This window comes from Halovibrio salipaludis, from assembly GCF_002286965.1.
GTDB classification, from domain to species: Bacteria; Pseudomonadota; Gammaproteobacteria; order Pseudomonadales; family Oleiphilaceae; genus Halospina; species Halospina salipaludis.
In genome coordinates, this window is record NZ_NSKD01000001.1 from 583,081 (window position 1) to 603,742 (window position 20,662).

At 60.7% G+C, this 20,662-nt stretch carries 21 protein-coding genes; 5 read left to right on the forward strand and 16 right to left on the reverse strand.

Going from position 1 to position 20,662, the window contains the following annotated elements:
• Positions 1-5: 5 nt before the first annotated feature.
• A complete protein-coding gene (locus CK501_RS02855) occupies positions 6-935 on the reverse strand; it encodes a LysR family transcriptional regulator (protein WP_095616200.1) in 930 nt (309 codons plus the stop codon).
• 178 nt (positions 936-1,113) lie between these two features.
• On the opposite strand from CK501_RS02855, the gene CK501_RS02860 reads away from it, so the two are divergent.
• Both CK501_RS02860 and CK501_RS02865 read left to right on the forward strand, forming a co-directional pair.
• Positions 1,114-1,494, forward strand: coding sequence for a carboxymuconolactone decarboxylase family protein (locus CK501_RS02860; protein WP_095616201.1), 381 nt, complete (start codon positions 1,114-1,116; stop codon positions 1,492-1,494).
• Between the two features lie 210 nt (positions 1,495-1,704).
• Entirely contained in the window at positions 1,705-2,181 is a 477-nt protein-coding gene (locus CK501_RS02865) for a DUF5615 family PIN-like protein (RefSeq protein WP_143421373.1), read from the forward strand.
• Positions 2,182-2,301: 120 nt separating this feature from the next.
• Here the strand turns inward: CK501_RS02865 and CK501_RS02870 are convergent, their stop codons facing one another.
• Entirely contained in the window at positions 2,302-2,730 is a 429-nt protein-coding gene (locus CK501_RS02870; RefSeq protein WP_095616203.1) for an organic hydroperoxide resistance protein, read from the reverse strand.
• A gap of 69 nt (positions 2,731-2,799) precedes the next feature.
• Complete coding sequence (locus CK501_RS02875; RefSeq protein ID WP_095616204.1) at positions 2,800-3,249, reverse strand: MarR family winged helix-turn-helix transcriptional regulator; 450 nt, start codon at positions 3,247-3,249, stop codon at positions 2,800-2,802.
• Positions 3,250-3,369: 120 nt separating this feature from the next.
• On the opposite strand from CK501_RS02875, the gene CK501_RS02880 reads away from it, so the two are divergent.
• Positions 3,370-4,014: a class I SAM-dependent DNA methyltransferase gene (locus tag CK501_RS02880; RefSeq protein WP_095616205.1), complete on the forward strand. Its 645-nt coding sequence runs from the start codon at positions 3,370-3,372 to the stop codon at positions 4,012-4,014.
• A gap of 69 nt (positions 4,015-4,083) precedes the next feature.
• Here CK501_RS02880 and exaC read toward each other — a convergent pair whose 3' ends face one another.
• From exaC to CK501_RS02900, 4 genes are all read right to left on the reverse strand, one after another.
• A complete protein-coding gene (gene exaC, locus CK501_RS02885) occupies positions 4,084-5,604 on the reverse strand; it encodes an acetaldehyde dehydrogenase ExaC (protein WP_095616206.1) in 1,521 nt (506 codons plus the stop codon).
• Between the two features lie 134 nt (positions 5,605-5,738).
• Positions 5,739-7,166: an ethanolamine permease gene (eat, locus tag CK501_RS02890; protein ID WP_095616207.1), complete on the reverse strand. Its 1,428-nt coding sequence runs from the start codon at positions 7,164-7,166 to the stop codon at positions 5,739-5,741.
• Positions 7,167-7,199: 33 nt separating this feature from the next.
• Positions 7,200-8,030: an ethanolamine ammonia-lyase subunit EutC gene (gene eutC / locus CK501_RS02895; RefSeq protein ID WP_095616208.1), complete on the reverse strand. Its 831-nt coding sequence runs from the start codon at positions 8,028-8,030 to the stop codon at positions 7,200-7,202.
• Complete coding sequence (locus CK501_RS02900; protein ID WP_095616209.1) at positions 8,023-9,435, reverse strand: ethanolamine ammonia-lyase subunit EutB; 1,413 nt, start codon at positions 9,433-9,435, stop codon at positions 8,023-8,025. The genes eutC and CK501_RS02900 overlap by 8 nt, the downstream gene beginning before the upstream one ends.
• A gap of 204 nt (positions 9,436-9,639) precedes the next feature.
• Here CK501_RS02900 and CK501_RS02905 point away from each other — a divergent pair, with 204 nt between their 5' ends.
• Entirely contained in the window at positions 9,640-10,599 is a 960-nt protein-coding gene (locus CK501_RS02905) for a helix-turn-helix domain-containing protein (protein ID WP_095616210.1), read from the forward strand.
• A gap of 12 nt (positions 10,600-10,611) precedes the next feature.
• Here the strand turns inward: CK501_RS02905 and CK501_RS02910 are convergent, their stop codons facing one another.
• The 9 genes from CK501_RS02910 to rsmD all read right to left on the reverse strand — a co-directional run bounded on the left by CK501_RS02910 (position 10,612) and on the right by rsmD (position 19,357).
• Positions 10,612-13,647, reverse strand: coding sequence for an efflux RND transporter permease subunit (locus tag CK501_RS02910; protein WP_095616211.1), 3,036 nt, complete (start codon positions 13,645-13,647; stop codon positions 10,612-10,614).
• Positions 13,647-14,774 (reverse strand): efflux RND transporter periplasmic adaptor subunit, encoded by a 1,128-nt coding sequence (locus tag CK501_RS02915; RefSeq protein WP_095616212.1) that lies wholly within the window; start codon positions 14,772-14,774, stop codon positions 13,647-13,649. The genes CK501_RS02910 and CK501_RS02915 overlap by 1 nt, the downstream gene beginning before the upstream one ends.
• 108 nt (positions 14,775-14,882) lie before the next feature.
• Entirely contained in the window at positions 14,883-15,539 is a 657-nt protein-coding gene (locus CK501_RS02920) for an alpha/beta hydrolase (RefSeq protein WP_095616213.1), read from the reverse strand.
• 62 nt (positions 15,540-15,601) lie between these two features.
• Complete coding sequence (gene hslO, locus CK501_RS02925; protein ID WP_095616214.1) at positions 15,602-16,450, reverse strand: Hsp33 family molecular chaperone HslO; 849 nt, start codon at positions 16,448-16,450, stop codon at positions 15,602-15,604.
• Positions 16,451-16,459: 9 nt separating this feature from the next.
• On the reverse strand, positions 16,460-16,879 hold the full coding sequence (locus CK501_RS02930) for an RNA-binding S4 domain-containing protein (RefSeq protein ID WP_095616215.1): 420 nt from the start codon (positions 16,877-16,879) through the stop codon (positions 16,460-16,462).
• A gap of 4 nt (positions 16,880-16,883) precedes the next feature.
• Positions 16,884-17,558 carry a GMP/IMP nucleotidase gene (gene yrfG / locus CK501_RS02935; RefSeq protein WP_095616216.1) on the reverse strand — a complete coding sequence of 225 codons (675 nt, stop codon included), beginning with the start codon at positions 17,556-17,558 and terminating at the stop codon, positions 16,884-16,886.
• Positions 17,551-17,883: a hypothetical protein gene (locus tag CK501_RS02940; protein WP_095616217.1), complete on the reverse strand. Its 333-nt coding sequence runs from the start codon at positions 17,881-17,883 to the stop codon at positions 17,551-17,553. Before CK501_RS02940 ends, yrfG begins: the two co-directional genes overlap by 8 nt.
• Before the next feature lie 70 nt (positions 17,884-17,953).
• On the reverse strand, positions 17,954-18,763 hold the full coding sequence (gene mutM, locus CK501_RS02945) for a bifunctional DNA-formamidopyrimidine glycosylase/DNA-(apurinic or apyrimidinic site) lyase (protein ID WP_095616218.1): 810 nt from the start codon (positions 18,761-18,763) through the stop codon (positions 17,954-17,956).
• A gap of 3 nt (positions 18,764-18,766) precedes the next feature.
• The gene (gene rsmD, locus CK501_RS02950) at positions 18,767-19,357 is read right to left on the reverse strand and encodes a 16S rRNA (guanine(966)-N(2))-methyltransferase RsmD (RefSeq protein ID WP_095616219.1); all 591 of its coding nucleotides are present in this window, start codon (positions 19,355-19,357) and stop codon (positions 18,767-18,769) included.
• A gap of 124 nt (positions 19,358-19,481) precedes the next feature.
• Between rsmD and ftsY the strand changes: the two genes are divergently transcribed.
• Positions 19,482-20,639 carry a signal recognition particle-docking protein FtsY gene (gene ftsY / locus CK501_RS02955; RefSeq protein ID WP_095616220.1) on the forward strand — a complete coding sequence of 386 codons (1,158 nt, stop codon included), beginning with the start codon at positions 19,482-19,484 and terminating at the stop codon, positions 20,637-20,639.
• Positions 20,640-20,662: the final 23 nt, after the last annotated feature.

Below are 20,662 nucleotides of genomic sequence, written 5' to 3' on the forward strand. Positions count from 1 at the left end.
TGTAATCAAGTGCCTGCCGGGATTCCTAGGGCAATGAATCGATCAGCTGTCCTGAGGACTTCTGAACGCGTTTCGCTTGAGCGCCACATGAGCTTGAGCTCAACATTTAATCTGGCTTCAATCTCCGGAACAAACGGTCGATAAACCACCCCCAGCCGGCTTGCCGCACGCATAGAGGCAGGGAAAAAGGCCATTCCTTCACCAGCGGCGATCTTCGAGAGCAGCGTCATGTGTTCGGTGGGCTCCGGTTTACGGGGTGGCTCGTACCCAAAATCGACAAAGGTCTGCTCGCACTTATCGTAGAAATCGGGGTTCTCGTTCCTGGGAAACCAGAACAGGGTTGTGCCGGCCAGGTCCTTAAACGACACCTGCTCGTGCTGGCTTGCGTTATGGGATTCCGGGAGCGCAACCATCAACGGATCGCTCGCCAACGGTCGTACCTCAAACGCCTCGCCCTGGCCGGGAATATTCCCGACAATGGCAAGGTCGATCTCCCCACTCCGCAACCGCTTAATAAGTTGTTTGGAGTAGGCATACTCCGTGCGGATCTGAACGGGTCGTTTGTCGGATGTCAGTATGGCCTGAATACCCGGTATCTGGGAGAAGTCGATCACGCTGGTCAAACCCAACCGAACGTCTGCCTCATTACCACACTCTTTCTGGCGTAACGCACTGGTGGCGGTGTCGATTCTGGACAGTATCGCATGTGCCTCATGCTCAAAGGCCTCACCGGCTGAGGTCAGGCTTACTGTATGGGTGTCGCGTTCGATTAGTTTAATCCTGAGCAGACTCTCAAGGCGTTTTATTTGTCTCGAAAGCGGCGGCTGGGACATGTTCAGGCGTTCCGCCGCACGGCGAAAATTGAGCTCCTGGGCCACGGCAACAAAACACTGCAGTTGCTTAATCGTGGGCATCCGTTGGGAGAAAATACTCATAAAGAGGCGCCTCCCTGCTCAGTCACAACCCTGTGGACATCAATGAAGGAAATGATGCCTGTTTGGGGGTGGCATTTTGATTCAATAAAGGTATCGCAAAAAACGTCATTCCGCACCCTGGTGGCAAAAGCCATGATGGCGCTGTGATAAACATCAGGCAGGGGTAAGGAGAATTGCAATGACGGATAAGACTGTTCGGGGAAAGCAGATCATGGATCGCCTTGAAGCGGGAGCGGGGGACCGTGTCACCGGCCGGCTTGCGGAACTGGACCCGGACCTGCCCAGGCTGATCACCGACTATGCATTCGCGGATGTGGTGGGGCGGCCGGGGCTGGATCTCAGGACGCGCGAGATGCTCACGGTCGCAGCCCTTACAGCGATGGGAACAGCGCCGGGGCAGTTGGAGTTTCATATGCGTGGGGCGCTGAACGTGGGTGTGAGTGAAAAGGAGCTGCTTGAGGTTGTTATCCAGATGGCAGTTTATGCGGGTATTCCTGCCTGCATGAATGGAATAACAGCCTACCGCTCTGCGTTGGACGCTCGGGATGATCCCGCATAATCCGGTTTGAGCTGGGGCGGCTGGCTCAGTTTGGTTGGTTGAACCGGGCACCTGGTCGTCACCGGCGGAGGAGGTTCATAGCTGCAACAAGCTTTAAGGCTTGGGCACCCTGAAGGGGTTAATATCGAATGTCTGTCTCTCAGGGTCAGCATCCGGTCGCGCTGCGTTAGAGTGAGGCCTTTGGGGTTTACGCTAGTGGGGCCCACCATAGTGCGAATACTCTGCGACGAAATGCTCAATGGCATCGCCCAGTGGCTGCGCGTTGCAGGGTATGACACTGCGGTACCCACGCCGGGCCTTTCGGACGATCAGTTGATGGACCAGGCCTGCACGGAGGGGCGTTGGCTGGTGACGGCGGATTCCGACCTGCTGGCGTTCGCGGAGGCAAGCCGATACGTCATCTATCTGCAGGGTGGGGATGACGAGGCCCGCCTGCGGGAGCTCACACTGAGGCTGGACCTGGATTGGTGCCGGGCGCCGTTCACGCTCTGCAGGAACTGCAACACACCGCTGCACGAGGCCAGTGGGTGGGAAGTGGCCCATTACTACCCCGAGTCCGTCTGTCTGGATGGGCAGAGCGTGTGGGCCTGTTCCGTCTGTCGCCAGCTCTTCTGGGAAGGCAGTCATGTGCGTCGGATGCGGGCGCAGCTGGAAACCATGAACCGTTGGCGGCAACAAAGCCGGTGAAGGCATGATTGGCGCCACGAACATGACACGACGCCGGAGACGGATTCCTGAATCCCGGTATCGGTACGCGGAGCGAGCTTGGAGGCCGCCTTGCGACGGCCTCCGTTCACAACGCAGTGGTTAGACGGTAACCACCAACTCCACCGGCACGTTGTTCCGGGTGGCGTTGGAGTAGGGGCACACTTGGTGGGCCTTTTGCACCAGCTCCTCGGCCTGTTGCTGCTCAATGCCAGGAATGTGCACGTTCAGGGTCACGGCCAGGCCAAAACCTTCGCCTTCCGGCCCGATGCCGACCTGGCCGGTAATCGCGGTCTCTTCGGGCAGCTCGACTTTGGCCTTGCCGGCGACCAGTTTCAGCGCGCCCAGGAAGCAGGCGGAGTAGCCGGCGGCGAAGAGCTGCTCGGGGTTGGTGCCGTCACCGCCCGCGCCGCCGAGTTCCTTGGGCGTGGCCAGTTTCACGCTGAGCTGACCGTCGTCACTGTCGGCTTTGCCGTCGCGGCCGCCGCTGGCGGTTGCCTGGGCCTGATAAAGGATCTTTTCTGCACCCATGATGGTTTCTCCTCTCTCTTTGATTGTGCGCTATTAAATAGCGCACGATTTAAATGATCAAAAAATGCCTCAGGTGGCCAATCGTTCCCGCAGGTTGTGCAGGTCATCGCGCAGCCGCTCCAGTTCGTCCGGGCTGCACTGCGTGGCGCACATCACGGACTCCGGCACGGCCTCGGCCTGTTCCCGGAGCTTATGGCCCTGTTCCGTCAGTACAACAGCCACTTGTCGTTCATCCTCGCGGCTGCGCTGGCGTTGCAACAGACCTGCGCTTTCCAGCCGCTTGAGCAGGGGCGTGAGCGTGGCCGAGTCCAGAAACAGCCGATGCCCGATCCCGGAGACGGTCTGGCCGTCCTGCTCCCACAGCACGAGCATGACCAGGTACTGGGGGTAAGTCAGGCCCAGCTCCCGCAGCAGCTTCCGGTACACCTTGCTCATGGCCAGCTGCGCGGAATACAGGGCAAAGCATACCTGTCGGTCCAGAGCCAGCAGGCTTTGCTGTGAGTCATTGCCATCAGTCATGTGAGCTACATTAAATCGTGCGCTATTAAATAGCAAGCATGGTTTACGTCGGTACAGGTGGGCCCTGCTATAGTGGCTCGGTCAGTAACGTACCTGAACGAGAACAAGGAACCCCACCCGATGACGGACAAGACCATTACCAAGACCGAGATCCTCAACAAGGTCTACACGGCGGATGACCACGAACAACTGATGGACGCCTACAGGGATTGGGCGGCCGACTACGACAGCGACCTGGAAGAGCTGGGCTATGTGGCGCATATCACCAGCGCCAAGGCCCTGGATCAGGCGTTGGGAGGGAGTCACGACGCAGTGATTCTGGATGCCGGCAGCGGCACGGGCCTGGTGGGGGAGGAGCTTGCCAAGCTGGGCTACCGCACCATGGACGCGCTGGACTACTCCCAGGACATGCTGGACCAGGCGGACACCAAGAACGTCTACCGTAAGCTGATCCAGGCTGACATGAAGGAGCGCCTGCCGTTGGATGACAGCGCCTATGATGCGGTGGTCTGCACGGGCACCTTCACCTACGGCCACATCAGTGCTGAGGGCTTTGATGAGCTGATCCGCGTTAGCCGCCCGGGCGGCACGATCGTGTTCACCGTGCGCGAGGGCGCCTACGAGGAATACGGCTACCGGAAGAAGATGCTGGATCTCGAGGTGAAGGGTGAATGGGAGCTGATCAGCTTCTACGACACGCCCTACCAGATCGAGGAAGGCAATACCTGCAAGATGTGCACCTATCGGGTGTGTAATCCCTGCTGATGGGGTTGTTAAAGGGACAGAATTAACGGGCTCTTGGGTCAGCCAAGAGCCCTTTCAACGTCACTTGCCCTAGAAGAAACCCATGGGATCCGTATCGTAACTCACCAGCAGGTTTTTGGTCTGTTGGTAGTGGTCCAGGGTCATCTTATGGTTTTCTCGACCTACCCCGGATTTCTTGTAGCCACCAAAAGCGGCGTGAGCAGGGTACTGGTGATAACAGTTGGTCCAGACACGCCCAGCTTGAATGGTGCGGCCCATGCGGTAAGCCCGGTTGATATCCCGGGTCCAAAGGCCTGCGCCCAGGCCGAACTCGGTATCGTTGGCGATTGCCAGCGCTTCCTCCTCATCCTTGAAGGTTGTCACACCAACTACCGGGCCAAAGATTTCCTCCTGAAAGGTGCGCATGTGGTTACTACCCTTGAGCAGGGTTGGCTGAATATAGAAGCCATTGGCGTATTCGCCGCCCAATTCTTCATGCCAGCCACCGGTAAGAACCTCAGCGCCTTCCTGTTTGCCAATCTCGAGATAGGACATGATCTGGTCGAATTGTTCACGGCTTACCTGGGCGCCCACCTGAACGTCGGTATCCAACGGGTTACCCCGTTTGATGTTCTTCACACGCTCGATAACCATCGCCATGAATTCGTCATACATGTCTTCCTGGATAAGCGCCCGTGATGGGCAGGTGCAGACCTCTCCCTGGTTAAAGAAGGCCAGTGCAAGACCCTCCACACATTTATCGATGAATTCCGGCTCAGCCTTCATCACATCAGAGAAGTAGATGTTGGGGGACTTGCCGCCCAGCTCGACAGTGGACGGAATAATGTTGTTGGCGGCGGCTTTCATGATATGAGCGCCTACCGGTGTGGAGCCGGTAAAGGCAATTTTGGCGATGCGCGGGCTTGTGGCCAGGGCTTGGCCCGCCTCCGAACCGTAGCCGTTGACGATGTTGAGTACGCCCGGAGGCAGCAGGTCAGCAATCAATTCAATAAGAATCAGAATACTGGCTGGTGTTTGCTCTGCCGGTTTCATAACAGTGCAGTTGCCCGCAGCCAGGCAGGGCGCCAACTTCCAGGCTGCCATCAGTAGCGGGAAGTTCCAGGGGATGATCTGGCCCACAACTCCGAGCGGCTCATGGTAATGATACGCCACCGTATGAGCGTCGATCGCGCTGGAGGTGTCTTCCTGGGCACGGATGCAACCGGCGAAATAGCGAAAGTGATCAACAGCCAGAGGCACATCGGCGTTGAGGGTTTCGCGTACCGCCTTGCCGTTATCCCAGGTATCGGCCACGGCCAGCTTTTCGGTATTCTGCTCAATGCGGTCCGCAATCTTCAGCAGCAGGTTGGAGCGTTCGGTGGTCGAGGTTTTTCCCCATTGCGGCGCGGCCTTATGCGCGGCATCAAGGGCGAGTTCTATATCTTCCGCCGTTGAGCGTGGTATCTCACAGATCGTTTTGCCGGTAACTGGCGTGATGTTCTCAAAATAGGAGCCTTTGACGGGAGCTACCCATTCACCACCAATGAAGTTGCCATAGCGTGACTGAAAAGAGACGGCTGAACCCTGTTCGCCTGGATTTGTATAGATCATGTCTTGTCCTTATTGTTTGACCCCGCCATTCGCGGCGGGGGTTTGGGGAAGATGTCATTCCAGCCCTGCAATAAGTCGTGCCAGAATGACCGGTGCACGTAGTGTTTGGTCTGATCCGTTGGCGGCTCCGACTCCTAGGTAACCGTACCGCCTGTTAACTCGCTTGTTAGGTCATGCTCGGCATGCTCAAGGAGCTCGAACTCCTCCTGGGCTGTGTTGGCCACCAGGTGATTCCTGCTGTGGAGGAAGTAGTACAGCGCTCCAAGTGCGAACAGCACCATCGTGTAGTAGAACGCTTTCGGGTCGAAGGCATAGACGCCGGTAAATGCGACCAGCGACAGCGCCAGTGCTACCCCTGAGGTAAAGACACCGCCAGGTGTCCTGTAGGGCCGCTTCAGATCAGGTTGTTGGACGCGCAGCAGGATATGACTCAACGCCATAAGCCCGTAGGACATGGTTGCGCCCACTACGGCCATGGCCAGGATCAAATCGCCTTTGCCGCTCAGTGAGATCATAAAGCCCAGAACGCCGGGCACGATCAGAGCCCAGTAGGGAGTCTTGCGCTTGCCGGTCAATGAGAGGGATTTAGGCAGATACCCGGCGCGTGAGAGCGCAAAGATCATGCGGCTGTAGCCGAAAATGATCGAGAAAAAGGATGCGATCAGACCCGCCAGTCCGAGAACATTGACCACCATGGCCAGCGTCTCGTTGCCGGTCTCCTGGAGGGCGTGCACAAGCGGCACCCCGCTTTCGCCGATCATGTCGGCGCCGGCCGCACCGGCCAAAAGAAAGACGACCAACAGGGCCGTGAACACCAGGAATCCCATGGCTCCAATGATCCCCTTGGGGACGTCTTTGGCTGGGTTTTTGGCCTCTTCGGCGCCCAGGGGTACACCTTCCACCGCCAGGAACAGCCACATGGCAAAGGGCAGGGCGGCCCAGATGCCATACCAGCCAAATGGCAGGAACGTCGAGGCGCCAGCGGCATCGGTGACCGGGATGTTGAACAGGTTAGCGGTGTCAAAATCACCCACCAATGCGACAGCCGTGGCAAGGATCGCAACAACGGCCAGTCCACTTATGGCCATCATGACCTTTAGGGCTTCACCCACACCAATGATGTGGATGCCTATGAAAACACCGTAAAATGCCGCGTAAACCCAAGGGCCATTGATGCCGAGAAGTTCTTCAACAGCAGATCCGATAAAGGTCACTATTGCTGCCGGAGCAAGTGCGTATTCAATCAGCACAGCGAGACCTGTCAGATAGCCACCTGCAGGGCCCATAACTTGCCTCGCGAAGCTGTAACCGCCGCCAGCTGTGGGAATTGCTGCTGACATCTCAGCGAGGGATAAAACCAGGGTGAAGTACATTGTGCCCATAAGGGCTGCTGCGATGGCGTAACCGCCCCAACCCGCCTGGGCAATTCCAAAGTTCCAGCCAGCAAAGTCACCCGAGATAACGTACGAGACGCCCAAGCCGGCCAATAGAATCCATCCGGCGCTGCCGCGTTTCAATTGACGTTGGGCAAGGTATTCTTGGTCAGCTGTTTGTTCAGACATTGTTCATACCTCTTGTTGTTATTGGAAAAATAACTAGGAAACAAGGAAATTCTTGGACCCGGTCTTGTGCTCTATCACATCATCGTCAGTCCTCTCCTTCAGTTGGACGCCACTCAGTTGCCGCCGGAAAGCCTCACTAAGCAGGTGCACAACTCTGCTGCTTGCTTCCGGATATTTAAGGCCGGCCGGTCGAACATTGGAGACACAGTTCCGGTCGGCATCGGTCATCCCGCTGCAGGGCCCCCAGGTCAAATAAAGCCCGAGGCTGTCCGGGCTGCTCAGTCCCGGGCGTTCACCAATGAGCACCAGCACTGCCCTGGCATTCAGTAGCTCGCCCACATCATCTCCGATCGCTACCCGTCCCTGCTGGACCACGGTCAGGGGAGCCAATTGCCAGTCGCGGTGCTCATCCGCTTCAAGTTCGGCGAACAGCCCCTCCAGGAACGGTGGCGCATGGGTCTGTACTGCCAGCGCTGAAAGCCCATCTACCATGACAATGGCCAGGTCCGAGGCGGTTGTGGGGTGATTGGCTCGTTGCTGCAGCTGTTGCCGGGACTCGTTAGACAGCACTCGGCCCAGATCCGGGCGTTGAACATAGGTCATTCGATCGGAGGCTTGGGTGCGCAGCCGTAATGGCGGCTCTGTGGTGAAAGGCGATGCAATCGCCAGTACCTGTTCACAGAGTGCTTCTACGTCCAGGGGCCAGTGGACGGCATCACGTGCCTGGGCGTGGGCCATCTGGAACGTCAGCAGCTGGTGCGTTGGCAAGCTTACCCCGCTACAGCCGAGGCCAATGCGGGCATCTGTGAATGCCTTTAAACGGTCCCAGAGGCGGCCGTTACGGGGAGAAGTATCGTCAGTCATTGGAGGTTACTCCTGGAATAGTGCCCAATGAGCGCGCGAACTGTTCCGGGATCTGGTCGTTAAGGCGAGGGCTGTTGGCATCCGTGAAGATGCCCATTTCCGTGAGCCAGCGCTCGAACTCGGGTGCTGGGCGAAGCCCCAGAACCCGACGAGCGTAGAGCGCATCGTGGAATGACGTGGTCTGGTAATTGAGCATAATGTCGTCGGAGCCGGGAATCCCCATGATGAAGGTGCACCCAGCGACACCCAGCAGGGTCAGCAGGTTATCCATGTCGTCCTGGTCGGCTTCGGCATGATTGGTGTAGCAAACGTCGCATCCCATCGGGACACCCAGGAGTTTTCCGCAGAAGTGATCTTCAAGCCCTGCCCGGGTGATTTCCTTGCCGTCGAACAGGTATTCCGGCCCGATGAAGCCAACCACGGTATTGACGAGTAATGGATTGAATTTGCGGGCTACGGCGTAGGCGCGCGCTTCGCACGTTTGTTGGTCCAGTCCGTGATGGGCATTGGCGGAGAGGCAGCTTCCTTGGCCGGTTTCAAAGTACATGACGTTGTTGCCAACGGTGCCGCGGTTGAGCGACAGAGCGGCTTCTTCGGCTTCTGCCAATGTGTTCAGGTTGAAGCCAAAACTGCTGTTGATTGCTTCTGTTCCGCCGATGGATTGGAACACCAGGTCAACCGGTGCCCCCTGCTCTATCGCTTCGAGAGTGTTGGTGACGTGAGTCAGCACACAGGATTGGGTTGGTATCTGGTATTTGTGAATCACCTCGTCCATGAGTTTCATGAGCTTCGTGGCCTGGGGCACGTTATCCCGGGCCGGGTTGATCCCGATAACCGCGTCACCACTGCCATACAGCAGTCCATCCAGAATGCTGGCGGCTATGCCGGTGGTGTCATCAGTGGGGTGATTGGGTTGAAGTCGGGTTGAGAGATGGCCGGGCAAGCCGATGGTATTTCGGAATGCCGTTTGGATCTGGCATTTGCGGGCAACCATGATCAGGTCCTGGTTGCGCATAACCTTGCTGACTGCGGCTGCCATTTCTGGCGTGATGCCGGCGCGTATTGAGGCCAGCACATCAGGCGTTGCCTGGTCGCTGAGTAGCCAGTCGCGGAAGTCGCCCACCGTCAGGTGTGAAATGGGGGCAAAAGCCCGGGGGGAATGCCCGTCAATGATCAGGCGCGTTACCTCGTCGTCTTCGTAGGGGATCAGGGGCTCTTCAAGAAAGGTTTTGAGTGGTACTTCTGAAAGCGCCATCTGAGCTGCCACACGCTCCTCGGCTGTCAGAGCGATAACACCTGCCAAGCGATCCCCGGAGCGCCCGGGGGTTGCTTTCGCCATGAGTTCCGCAAGTCCGTGGAACTTGTAAGCTTTGCGTCCGAGCGTGTAGCTGTATGTCCCGCTCATTGTGCGATCACCTTTTGATGTCAATCTCGATGCCCTTAAAAGCAACCCTAAAGAGCTCGACATCCTGGGTGGTATCAAGATTTGGCAAATGAATAGCCCATTCTGGCGTGGGCTTTAGGATCGGCACCGAAAGGGGCGTTGACTCGGCTGAGACTCTGCTATGTTGGGTTGGGGTGTGGCCCTTGGGAAAAGGAAGCTGTTCTGATGCAACCCAATAATGAGGCGGCTGAAACGGGCCTTTGCACAATGAAAGCCCATGATGCGGATCGGCATGCCCGTAACCTGACCCACTGGCGCCAGGAGTATGACCAGATCAGTTGTGGCCATTTTTATGGGCGGCTGGATGAACTCGAGCTGTCACACGTTCAGGTTTTCAAGGAACATACCAGCCAAGCTTTGCGCCAACAGTGCAGCGTTTGGCCCAATGGGCTCTGGTTGGGAATTCCGGCCGTCCAGGGAAAGGAAAGTAGTCGGATCAACGGCCTTCTCATGGATACTAATGATATCTTCTGCCGCCCTGGGGGGTATGACTTTGAGTTGGTGACACCCGTTGAATTCGATATCTTCGGTATTGTTATTGACCAACAAGCACTAAACCGTACAGCTGAGATTCAGGGCATCAAACTCTGGGAGGCAGCGGAGCACCAATGCCCGCGTTTGGCTGTGCCAGCCAAGACGTTGCAAAGGGTTCGGTTACTACTGGACCAGACTTTGAATGCGAAAGAGTTGTCCGTCTCGCCAGAGCTTCAACAGGAAGCGATCATACTAGCGCTCATGGAGCTACTGCATGAGAAAACTCCTAATGTAAGAGCAGTCCCGAGTTTTCGTCACCGTCAGTTCGTGGTTAACCGGGTAAAGCAGTACATCAATGAGTATAACGATGCGCCAATCACCATGAGTGACCTGTGCAGGCTCACGAATGTAAGTCGCCGAACCCTACAATACAGTTTTGAGTCCATTGTTGGTGTCAGCCCGATGCAGTTTTTGCGGATGACTCGGCTGAACCGTGTTCGCCGCTCTCTTAGCGCTGGATCCGGAACCGCAATTGCCGATATAGCAGCTTATTGGGGATTCTGGCATGGAGGACAATTTGCCAAGGATTACAAGAAACTCTTTGGCGAAGCTCCATCCGAAACTCAAGGGAAAGCTCTGAGGGGCCGTTGAGGCCCCTCTATATTACTGGGAGCGGATGCCCAGAAGCCGCACATAGCCCGCTGGCAGCACTAGAATGGTCAGGATCGCCGCAAAGGCGAGCCCGAACATGATTGCCAGTGCCATGGGTGCCCAGAAGGGCCCGGACAGCGCCAGCGGCAGCATGCCGAGCATGGTCGTTGCGGCGGTCAGAAGGATGGGGCGCACGCGGCTTGTCGCCGCCTCGCCAATGGCTTCCAGCGTACCGCTCTCGGCCAGCGCCATATCCATTTTCTGCACCATGACCACGGCGTTGCGGATGATCATGCCGGACAGGCTCATGGTTCCCAGAAGCGCCATGAAGCCGAAGGGCTGCTGGAACAGCAGAAGCCCGACGCTGACGCCCACCAGCCCCAGCGGCACCATCAACATGACCAGCAGGGTACGCCGGAACGAGTTGAACTGGGCCATGAGCACGAGCACCATCAGCCCAAGGATGACCGGCACGGGTTTCAGGACACCCGCGCGGGCTTCAGTGGACTGGTGAACCTGGCCGTCCCACTGGGTGTCATACCCGGAGGGAAGCGTGACCTTCTGGATTTCGGCTGCCAGGGCGGCGCGCACCTCGGACGCGGTATACCCCTTTGCCAGGTCTGCTTGCAGTGTAATCGCCCGCTCCCGGTTGTGGCGCCAGATCACGGGGCGCTCCCAGTCGAGCTCGATATTGGCGACTTGTGTGAGCGGGACGGGCTTGCCGCCGTTTTCCGGCCAGATAACCATGGTTTCAAGCTCGGAGGGGTCGGTCCGTTCGGGCAGAGGAAAGCGCCAGACAATGGGAATACGCTCATCGCCCTCACGGAACACGCCGACCCCTTGCCCGGCAAAGGCGGTGTTCAGGGCCTGGTTGATGCTGTTGGTGGTGATCCCGGCGCGACGGGCCCGGTCCTGGTCCACGTTGATGGTGACCCGGGGCTGGGTCTGGCGCCAGTTGTGCCGCAGGTTCGTGACGCCCGGGTGCCCGGCTATGATGGCCTGCAGTTCTCCGGCCGTATCCACGAGCTCCTCCCGTTCCGGCCCGGTGATCCGCAGCTGGAGCGGGAAGCGAACGGGTTCGCCCAGCTGCATCGCTCGCACCCGGGGTTCGGCTTGCGGGTAACCATCTTCCAGATGCTCCCGGACTCTGGCCATCACAGGGTCAACGTCTTCCTTGGTCTCCACGTTAACCAGGATCTGCCCGAAGGCGGGGTTGGGAGTTCGCGGGATCATGGGCAGATAGAACCGTGGCGCGCCCTCACCGATGAAGGCGGTGACGTCCGTTACCGATTCCATCTCCATCAGCCGTTGCTCAATCCGGGCCATGTCCTCGCTCGTCTGCTCAATGCGGCTGCCTTCCGGGAGCCAGTAATCCACCATGAACTGGGAGCGTTCCGCCGGTGGGAAAAAGGTCTGTGGCACGAAGCTGAACGCCACAGCGCTGGCGGCAAAGATAATGATGGCACCGCTTGTCAGGATCCAGGGACGCCGGAGTGTGGCGGTTATCAAACGGTGTACCCACTGGTAGAAGGCGCGGTCCTCGGGGTTTCCAAGCCCGCTTTTGCTGTCCAGTAGCCAGTAGTTCATCAGTGGTGTGGCAAAAACCGCGAGCAACCAGGAAATGGCCAGGCTGATGGCCACCACCCAGAACAGCGAGCGGGTGAACTCGCCCGTGGCGGTGTTGGTCAGGGCGATCGGGGCGAATGCGAGGACCGCTATGGCGGTGGCTGCCAGCAGGGGCCAGGCGGTTTCCTGCACGGATTCCGCGGCTGCTTTCAGACGCTCCGTGCCGCGCTGCATTTTTACCTGCATCAGCTCGGAAATCACGATGGCATTGTCCACGATCATACCGAGCACGATCACCAGCGCCCCGAGTGATACCCGATGGAGTTCAAAGCCCATCAGGTACATGCCCACAAAGGTGCCCAGAATGGTCAGGGGCACTCCAAGTCCGACGACGAAGCCGGTGCGCAGGCCCAGCGAGACCATCAGGACCGCCAGGACAATGGCCACTGCCGTGACCAGGTTGATCAGGAATTCGCCGACGGCCTGCTCGACTTCCTCGGACTGCAGCGCGATGCCACCGAACTCAATGCCCACCGGCATCCTGGCCTCGATCCGGTCCAGCTCGGCCTGGACCCTTTCGGTGAGCTCGACCACATTGGCCCCCTCGGCCGGGACCACGCCCAGTGCGAGGGCGGATTCGCCCTGATGGCGCAGGCTGGCATCGGGCGGGTTGGCGTACCCACGCCTGACTTCCGCGAAGTCACGCAGCTGGACGAGTTCACCGGTCACGGGGCTGCGGATGTTCAGCCTGGCCAGTTCGTCCACGGACTCAAAGGTGCCGGTGGCATTGATCCGCAACCGGCGTGATCCCATCTCGGTGAAACCACTGGGGGCGACCACGTTCTGCTTGTTAAGGGCGTTCACAACCAGCGCTGGAGTCAGGCCCAGTTCGGCGATCTTGGAACGGCTGGTTTCAATGAAAACCCGCTCGCCCTGGTCGCCGAACAGGTCGACCTTGGCAACGTCATCAACCCGCAGCAGGCGTTGCTGGAGGTGGTCTGCAATGTCATTGAGTTCAGCGTAGCTGTAGTCGGCGCCTTCCACGGAAAGCAGCATGCTGTAGACGTCGCCGTAGTCGTCATTAACGCGCGGGCCACGCACGGAATCGGGCAGGCTGGCGCGGGCTGCTATAACCTTCTTGTTGAGTTGGTCCCAGATCTGGCGCAGTTGCTGGCCACCGTACTGGTCCTTAACCTCAACGTAGATGATGGAGGTGCCATTGCGGCTCAGTGACTCAATGCTCTCCAGCTCACCAAGCTGCTGGATCTGCTTCTCAAGCGGTTCGGTCACCTGCTGCTCCACCCGTTCCGCGTCCGCACCGGGGTAGCCGGTCATCACGATGGCGGTACGGATGGTGAACTCAGGGTCCTCGAGCTGCCCGAGCCGGGTGAAGGCGATGACCCCGAGCAGGGTGATCAGGAGAATCAGGAATCCCACAAAGCGATTGCGGCTGATCGCGCCGCGCACCAGTTGCGCCAGCATCACTGAATCACCCCGCCTTCAAGCCGCTTGACCCCCTGGCCTTCCTGCAGGTGTTGCGCGCCAGCCACCACGATCTGCTCACCGGATTCAATCTCACCGGTGATCCGCACGCTGTCGGTTTCCAGTGACTCGGTGGTGACCGGGCGTGACGCGACCTTCCCGGAGTCCGGATTCCAGACCCAGACATGGGGTTGGTTCTCTTTTTCGAAGATGGCTTCCACTGGGACCAGGAAGCTGTCATCCCAGGGGGTGTTCCTGAGGCTGGCCTTGAACGAGACTTCGGCGGTCATTCCCGGGAGCAGCTCTTGCTCCGGGTTCTCGACCGCAACCCGCACGGGATACGCCTGGGTGGCCGGCGAGACATCAAGGCGGACATTCTCCACCCGCGCATCGAAGCGCTTGTTGTCCATAACCGGCATGAATACATGAACGTCTTTAAGATGGTCGCGGAACTGCATCAGCCGTTCCGGAATGCTGACTTCGACTTCCACGGTTTCAATGTTGTCGATCGAGAACACTGGGCGTTGCGGGCTGACCTGCTCGAAAGGCTCCGCCATACGGCGGTTGATCACACCATCAAAAGGCGCCTCCAGAACGGTGTCATCAAGCGCCGAGCGGGCGGTTTCCAGAGCTTCACGGGTGGCGTTGCGCTTGGCGCGGGCCTGTTCATAAGCGCTTTCGAGGCGGTCGAACCTGGCGTCGCTGATCGCGTTGGAATCCACCAGTTTCTTGCCACGCTCCCAGTTCTTGCGCGCCTCGTTCAGGGTGGCCTGGATGGAGTCCAGCTTGCTCTCGGTTTCGTTCACCTTGAGGCGGAAATCCCGCTGGTCCAGTTTCCCAAGCACCTCGCCCTCGGTAACCTCATCACCGACATCGACGTTGAGTGTTTCGATCTTGCCGGGTACGCGGAAACTCAGGGTGGTGGTCTCGGCGGGTTCCACGCGCCCGCTGAAACGGCGTGAGGCCAGGCCAGTGGGGGTTTCAAGCGTCATCATCCGCGCGGGCCGCAAGGGCTGCTCTTCAGCGGCTTCGGAGCTTTCGCCGGGATCCCCGTCACAACCGCTCATCAACAGTGCGATGGCGGGGATCCAGAGGTGGCGGCCAAGGAATGAGAAAGAATGGATCATGAAACGGGTCCCTGTTGCAGAGGAGGTAATCAGGCAGTCGCTCTATTCTGAGCGCCGCCGTGGGCTTTCACAATCTGTCGGAAGTGATAGTGTCGGCATCCGTGCCGTTCAGAGCACGGACCGCAGCCAGGCGCCGATTGCCTGGATCTCTTCCAGGCATACTTCGTGCTCCATGGGGTAGGTACGGTACTCGGGCTCGTAACCCAGTTTCCGAAGATGCTCCAGGGCTTCCTGGCCGAGGAATTCGGGCAGCATGGGGTCGTTGGTGCCGTGGGCCATGAAGACCGGCAGCTGTCTGTTGGCCTCGGAGGGCGTGGTCAGCTTCATGGTGGCGAAATAGCTGGAGAGGACCATGAGCCCGGCCAGTGGCTGCTCGAAGGTGAGGGCCGTGTGGTAGGCCACAGCGCCGCCCTGGGAGAAGCCGGCGATCACAATGCGGTCACTGCTGACGCCGCGTTCCATTTCGCGCTTGATCAGGTCCCGGGTCCGCTCGGCGGAAGCCAGGATGCCCTGTTCGTCGGTATCGTTGTGGCGGTCCAGTGAACGGATGTCGTACCAGGCGGGCATGACCATGCCGCCGTTGAGGGTGACTGGGATCTGCGGGGCGTGCGGGAAGACGAAGCGTACGTGTGCGTCCTGGGGCAGCCCGAGGTGCGGGATTACGGGCTCGAAGTCATGCCCGCTGGCTCCCAGGCCGTGCAGCCAGATGACACTGGCGTCCGGGTTCTCGCCGGTGGTCTTTTCCACGCATTCCAGGTATTCCATGGTCCCCTCCGCTGTTCAGTGAGGGCGTTACTCTAGCGTGCCGGGCGGTGTCCGGGCCAGTGTCAGTGGCGCTGGTGGGGGCCGAAGAGGGCCTCGATGTCGTCCTGGCCGAAGCGGTACTGCTGGTTGCAGAACTGGCAGTCGACGCTGATCTCGCCCTGTTCCGCCAGCAGGTCGTAGCACTCCTGGGCGCCCAGTGTTTCCAGGGCGTTGGCGGTCCGCTCACGGCTGCAGTGGCAGTGGAAGAACACCGGTTCCTCGGGGTAGAGACTGATGGACTCCTCGTGGAAGAGCCGGTGCAGCAGGGTTTCAGGCGCCACGGAGAGCAGCTCCTGCTGGCCGGTGGTCTGGGCCAGGTGCGTCAGGCGGTTCCAGAGGTCGTCGTCCTCGGTGGTCTCGTAGCCGGGCATCTTCTGGAGCATCAGGCCGCCGGCGCGCTCATTGTCCGCGAACAGCAGGATCAGGGTGTCGAGCTGCTCCGAGCGGGTGAAGTAGTCCTGGAGGCATTCCTGGAGGGTGTCGGATTCCAGCGGCACGATGCCCTGGTAGCGCTGGCCCTGCTCAGGCTCGATGGTGATGACGAGCTGGCCATGGCCGAGCTGCTCCCCGATGGAGCCGTGCTGGATGCTGTCTTCGGTGTGGATGAGCCCGCGCGCGCCGCGCTCATTGCTGCAGTCCGCCATCAGCAGCGTGACCGGACCCTGGCCCTTGGCCTGGAGGCTGATGCGGCCCTTCATCTTGAGCACACCCCCGAGCAGCACCGCGGCGCTCAGGCTCTGTGCCAGCAGGTGCCGGGCGGGCTCGGGATAGTCACGGCCCTCAAGGGCGGTCTTGAGGGTGTCCTCGATCAGCACGAGCTCGCCACGGACCTCGCCCTCGTTGAAGACAAAACGCTGCAGGGTATCGGTCATGTTGGCTCGCTAGTGGGACATCTGGTTTTTCACGCGCTGCAGTTCGCGGCGCTGTTTCTTGTTCGGGCGGCGTGCGGGCGGATGCTCGGCGGCGATCATCATGCGGCGGCGCCAGGCGTTGTCCTCGCGCTTCTCCTTACTGGCCTCGGTCTCGGTGTAGAGCATCTCGGCCTGGGGGGCGCTGCCACGCTTCTCGCTGAGTTCGTCGATGATGACTTCGAAGGTGGTGGAGCCTTTGTGCACTTCCACCTTCGCGCCCTGGGTCACGAACTTGCCCGCCTTGGGGCGCTGCCCCTCGTAGCGGACCTTGCCGCCTTCAATGGCCTCGCGGGCCAGCGTGCGGGTCTTGAAGAAGCGCGCGGCCCAGAGCCATTTGTCGAGCCGAACGCGTGCGGAGCCGGAGTCGGATTGGTCGCCCTTTTTGCCCATGGGGCTATTGTACCGCCTCGGGCGGCGTGATCGGAAGGAGCGTCTCGAAGCGTTCCAGCGCGGGCCAGCGGCCTCCCGGAATGGGGTCACGCTGGCTGTCCGGCTGGTGGATGCTCAGCAGGTGGCTGATGCCAAAGGCTTCCGCGGCGCTCAGGGCGGCGTGGCTATCGTCGATCAGGACGGTGGTTGCCGGGTCAAAGGGCTCGCTGGCATGCAGGGCCGGCCAGAACGCCGGATCTTCCTTGGGGCGACCGAAGCTGTGGGTGGTGTGGATGGCGTCCACCCACTGGTCCAGGCCGGTGCGTTCGCGCTTGAGGTCCAGTCCGCCACGGTGGGCGTTGGTGACGATCACGGTGCGGCAGTGGGACGCTTTCAGCGCGCGCAGGAAGGCCGGCGCGTCCGCCCGGTAGCGGATACGGTCCCCCACCTCGTGCTTGAGCTGGCTCACGTCCATGCCCAGGCGGTTGCTCCAGAAATCCAGGCAGTACCAGTCCAGTGAGCCTTTCAGGCTCTGGATGGTCTCATGGATTTCCCGGCTGGCCTGCGCCGGCTCAACCCCCCGGGTCTCCGCGTATCGGGCCGGGAGGTGGGTGAGCCAGAAGTACGTGTCGTAATGGAGGTCCAGAAGGGTACCGTCCATGTCGAGCAGGACGGTCTGGACGCGCTCCCAGTCAATCATCGCCCTGGTTGACGACCTCGCTGGCATTGCGACCGGACTGGGTGCAGCCCAGGCAGCGTACGAAGGTAGCCTTGGCGGGGCCAACCACCAGGGTCTCGCCCACTTCATCGGCATTGCCGCCCAGTGCGGAGAACGGCAGCGTGACGGTATGCACGACACTGCCCACCACAGTAGCGCCCAGCAGCAGCGGGCGGGCGATGACGGCGTCACCAACCATGGCCAGGGCGGAGGGTTTCTCCTCAACGCGCTGGGCCTGGGCGGGACCGGCAAACGCCATGAAACCGCTCAGGAAGGCAACGGTGATCAGTGTGCTCAGCTTTTTCATCGGGAGTCTCCGGGACTGTGTGATACTGCCTCCACTATGGCCCAAATCCGCTTTTTTTCAAGCCCTGAAATCAGCGCTGGCAGCGGACACAGAAAACCGTGCCACGCTGACCAATGACCCGGTGGCGCAGCGGCTGCCCGCAGTGGTGGCAGGGTTCCCCCTCGCGACCGTAGACGGCCAGTGACTGGCGGAAGTAACCGGGGTTGCCCTGGCTGTCCGTAAAGTCGCGCAGGGTGGTGCCGCCCAGCTCAATGGCCTTCGCCAGAACCTCGCGGATGGCCTCCGCCAGCCTGCGGTAGCGCGCCCGACCCACGCGGCCGGCCGGGCGCTGGGGGTGGATGCCGGCCATGAACAGGGCTTCGGAGGCGTAGATATTGCCCACGCCCACCACGATCGCTGCATCCATGATGAACGCCTTGACCGACGCCCGGCGCCCCCGGCTCAGCCGGTACAGGTGGTCGCCGTCAAAGTCCGGCCCCAGTGGCTCCGGGCCGAGCTTGGCAAGCAATGGGTGCTGTTCCGGGTCCGTGCTCCAGAGCCAGGCCCCGAAGCGGCGTGGGTCGTTGAACCGCAGAATGCGTTCCGCCAGGGGTATCTCCACATGGTCATGGGGTCGACGGGGTTCCTCCGGTGGGCTCAGGCGCAGGCTGCCGGACATGCCCAGGTGTACCAGGGCGGTGCCGCGTGCGTTGCGCAGGAGCAGGTACTTGGCGCGCCGGCCCACCGCGGTGATGGGCGTGCCGGTCAGCTGATCCGGTAAGTCCGCCGGAATCGGCCAGCGCAGGGACGGGTTGTGGATACGCACCTCTGGGGGCGTCACACCCTCCAGCCAGGGAGCGACACCGCGCCGGGTGGTTTCGACTTCGGGCAGTTCCGGCATGGGTCAGGCCACCTCGAACAGGCTGTAGGCAACCTGGCCCGCCTGCTTGCGCCGGGCCAGAGTCCAGTCCGGCGGCACAGAGGGTTCGTGGTCGCTTTCGTGTTCCACATAGACGCGGGCATTGTCCGCGAGCAGGCCGGAGGCTGCCAGGGCCTGACAGACCGGTTCGACCAGGCCGGCCCGGAAGGGCGGGTCCATGAACACAATCCGGCAGGGCCTGGTTTGTTCCGGCGTCCTGAGCCAGTTCAGGACGTCCTGCCTGGTCACGGACCCTCCGCGTGCCTCGAGGGTGGCCAGGTTCTGATGGAGCGCACGGCTCAGGTCGGCGCTCTGCTCCACAAAGGTCACGCTCTCTGCCCCGCGTGACAGGGCCTCCAGCCCAAGGGCCCCGCTGCCGGCGAACAGGTCCAGGCAGTGGCTGCCCGGCAGGACCGGCATGAGCCAGTTGAACAGGGTCTCGCGCACCCGGTCCGGCGTGGGGCGGACGCCGTCCACGGCAGGGAAGGTGAGTGTGCGGCGGCGCCATTCACCGCCGATCAGGCGGACCTGGCCCTGGTCGTTACGCCGGCCCCGGCGCTGGTTGCGTGATGCCATGCTGTGTTCGCTTTTTGGACGGCCCTGTTGCGGGCCGGTAGAATAACCCGCCTTGACCGCGCCCGACCAGTTTCCCTGATGGTCGGCCAATGGCACCGATGAACCATGGGCAGGATTGAACGCCATGAACGCAGAACTGATTTTCAACGCCCTCTTCGTGCTTCTTGTCGCCTGGTTTGTGGTGGACCTGGTGCGAAGCCGGCAGCAGATCCCGAAGCCGCCCAGGCCGCCTGAACGCCAGCAACGGGAGTCAGCGGCAGAAGCGCCGGCTCAGGCCCCCGAGGCGGAAGCACCTGCGGAGCCGGCACCTGCTGAGGCTGAACCGGCCCCTGCTCCCGAACCGGAACCCGAGGAGCCGGTCAGCTTCTTCCAGCGCATGCGCGAGGGCCTGGGCCGTACCCGTGGCCAGCTGGCGGATGGCCTGGCCGGCCTGTTTGCCAGCAACAAGAAGATCGACCGGGACCTGCTCGAGGAGATCGAGAACCTGCTGCTCACCGCCGACGTGGGGATGACGGCGACCACCGAGATCATCGACAGCCTCACGGAAAAGCTTGAACGCAGCGAACTCAGGGATTCGGACGCGCTCTTCCAGGCCCTGCGCGAGGAACTGCACGGCATTCTGGAGCCCTGCACCACGCCGCTGGAGCCGGAGACGGAGAACAAGCCTTTCGTGATCCTGATGGTGGGCGTGAATGGTGTGGGCAAGACCACCACCATCGGCAAGCTGGCACAGCGCTACCAGAGGGATGGCAAGAGTGTGATGCTGGCGGCCGGTGACACCTTCCGTGCCGCCGCCGTGGAGCAGCTCCAGGTCTGGGGCGAGCGCAATAATGTGCCGGTGGTGGCCCAGCACACCGGCTCCGACAGCGCCTCTGTCATCTATGACGCCCTGGAGTCCGCCCAGTCCAAGGGGACGGATGTGCTGATCGCCGATACCGCCGGCCGGCTCCAGAACAAGGACAACCTGATGAACGAGCTGGCCAAGGTCGTTCGGGTGATGAAGAAACTCGACCCCGAGGCACCGCACGAGATCATGCTGGTGCTGGATGCGGGCACCGGCCAGAACGCGCTCAGCCAGGCCCAGACGTTCCAGGAGGCTGTGGGCGTGAGCGGTGTGACCCTGACCAAGCTCGACGGCACCGCCAAGGGTGGCATCATCTTCGCCATTGCGCGCCAGCTGGGACTGCCGATACGCTACATCGGCGTGGGTGAGACGGCCGACGACCTGCGCCCCTTCGCCGCGGACGAGTTTGTACAGGCCCTGTTTGACGGCCGGGAATGATCCGGCTCCCGGAAGATGAGGCG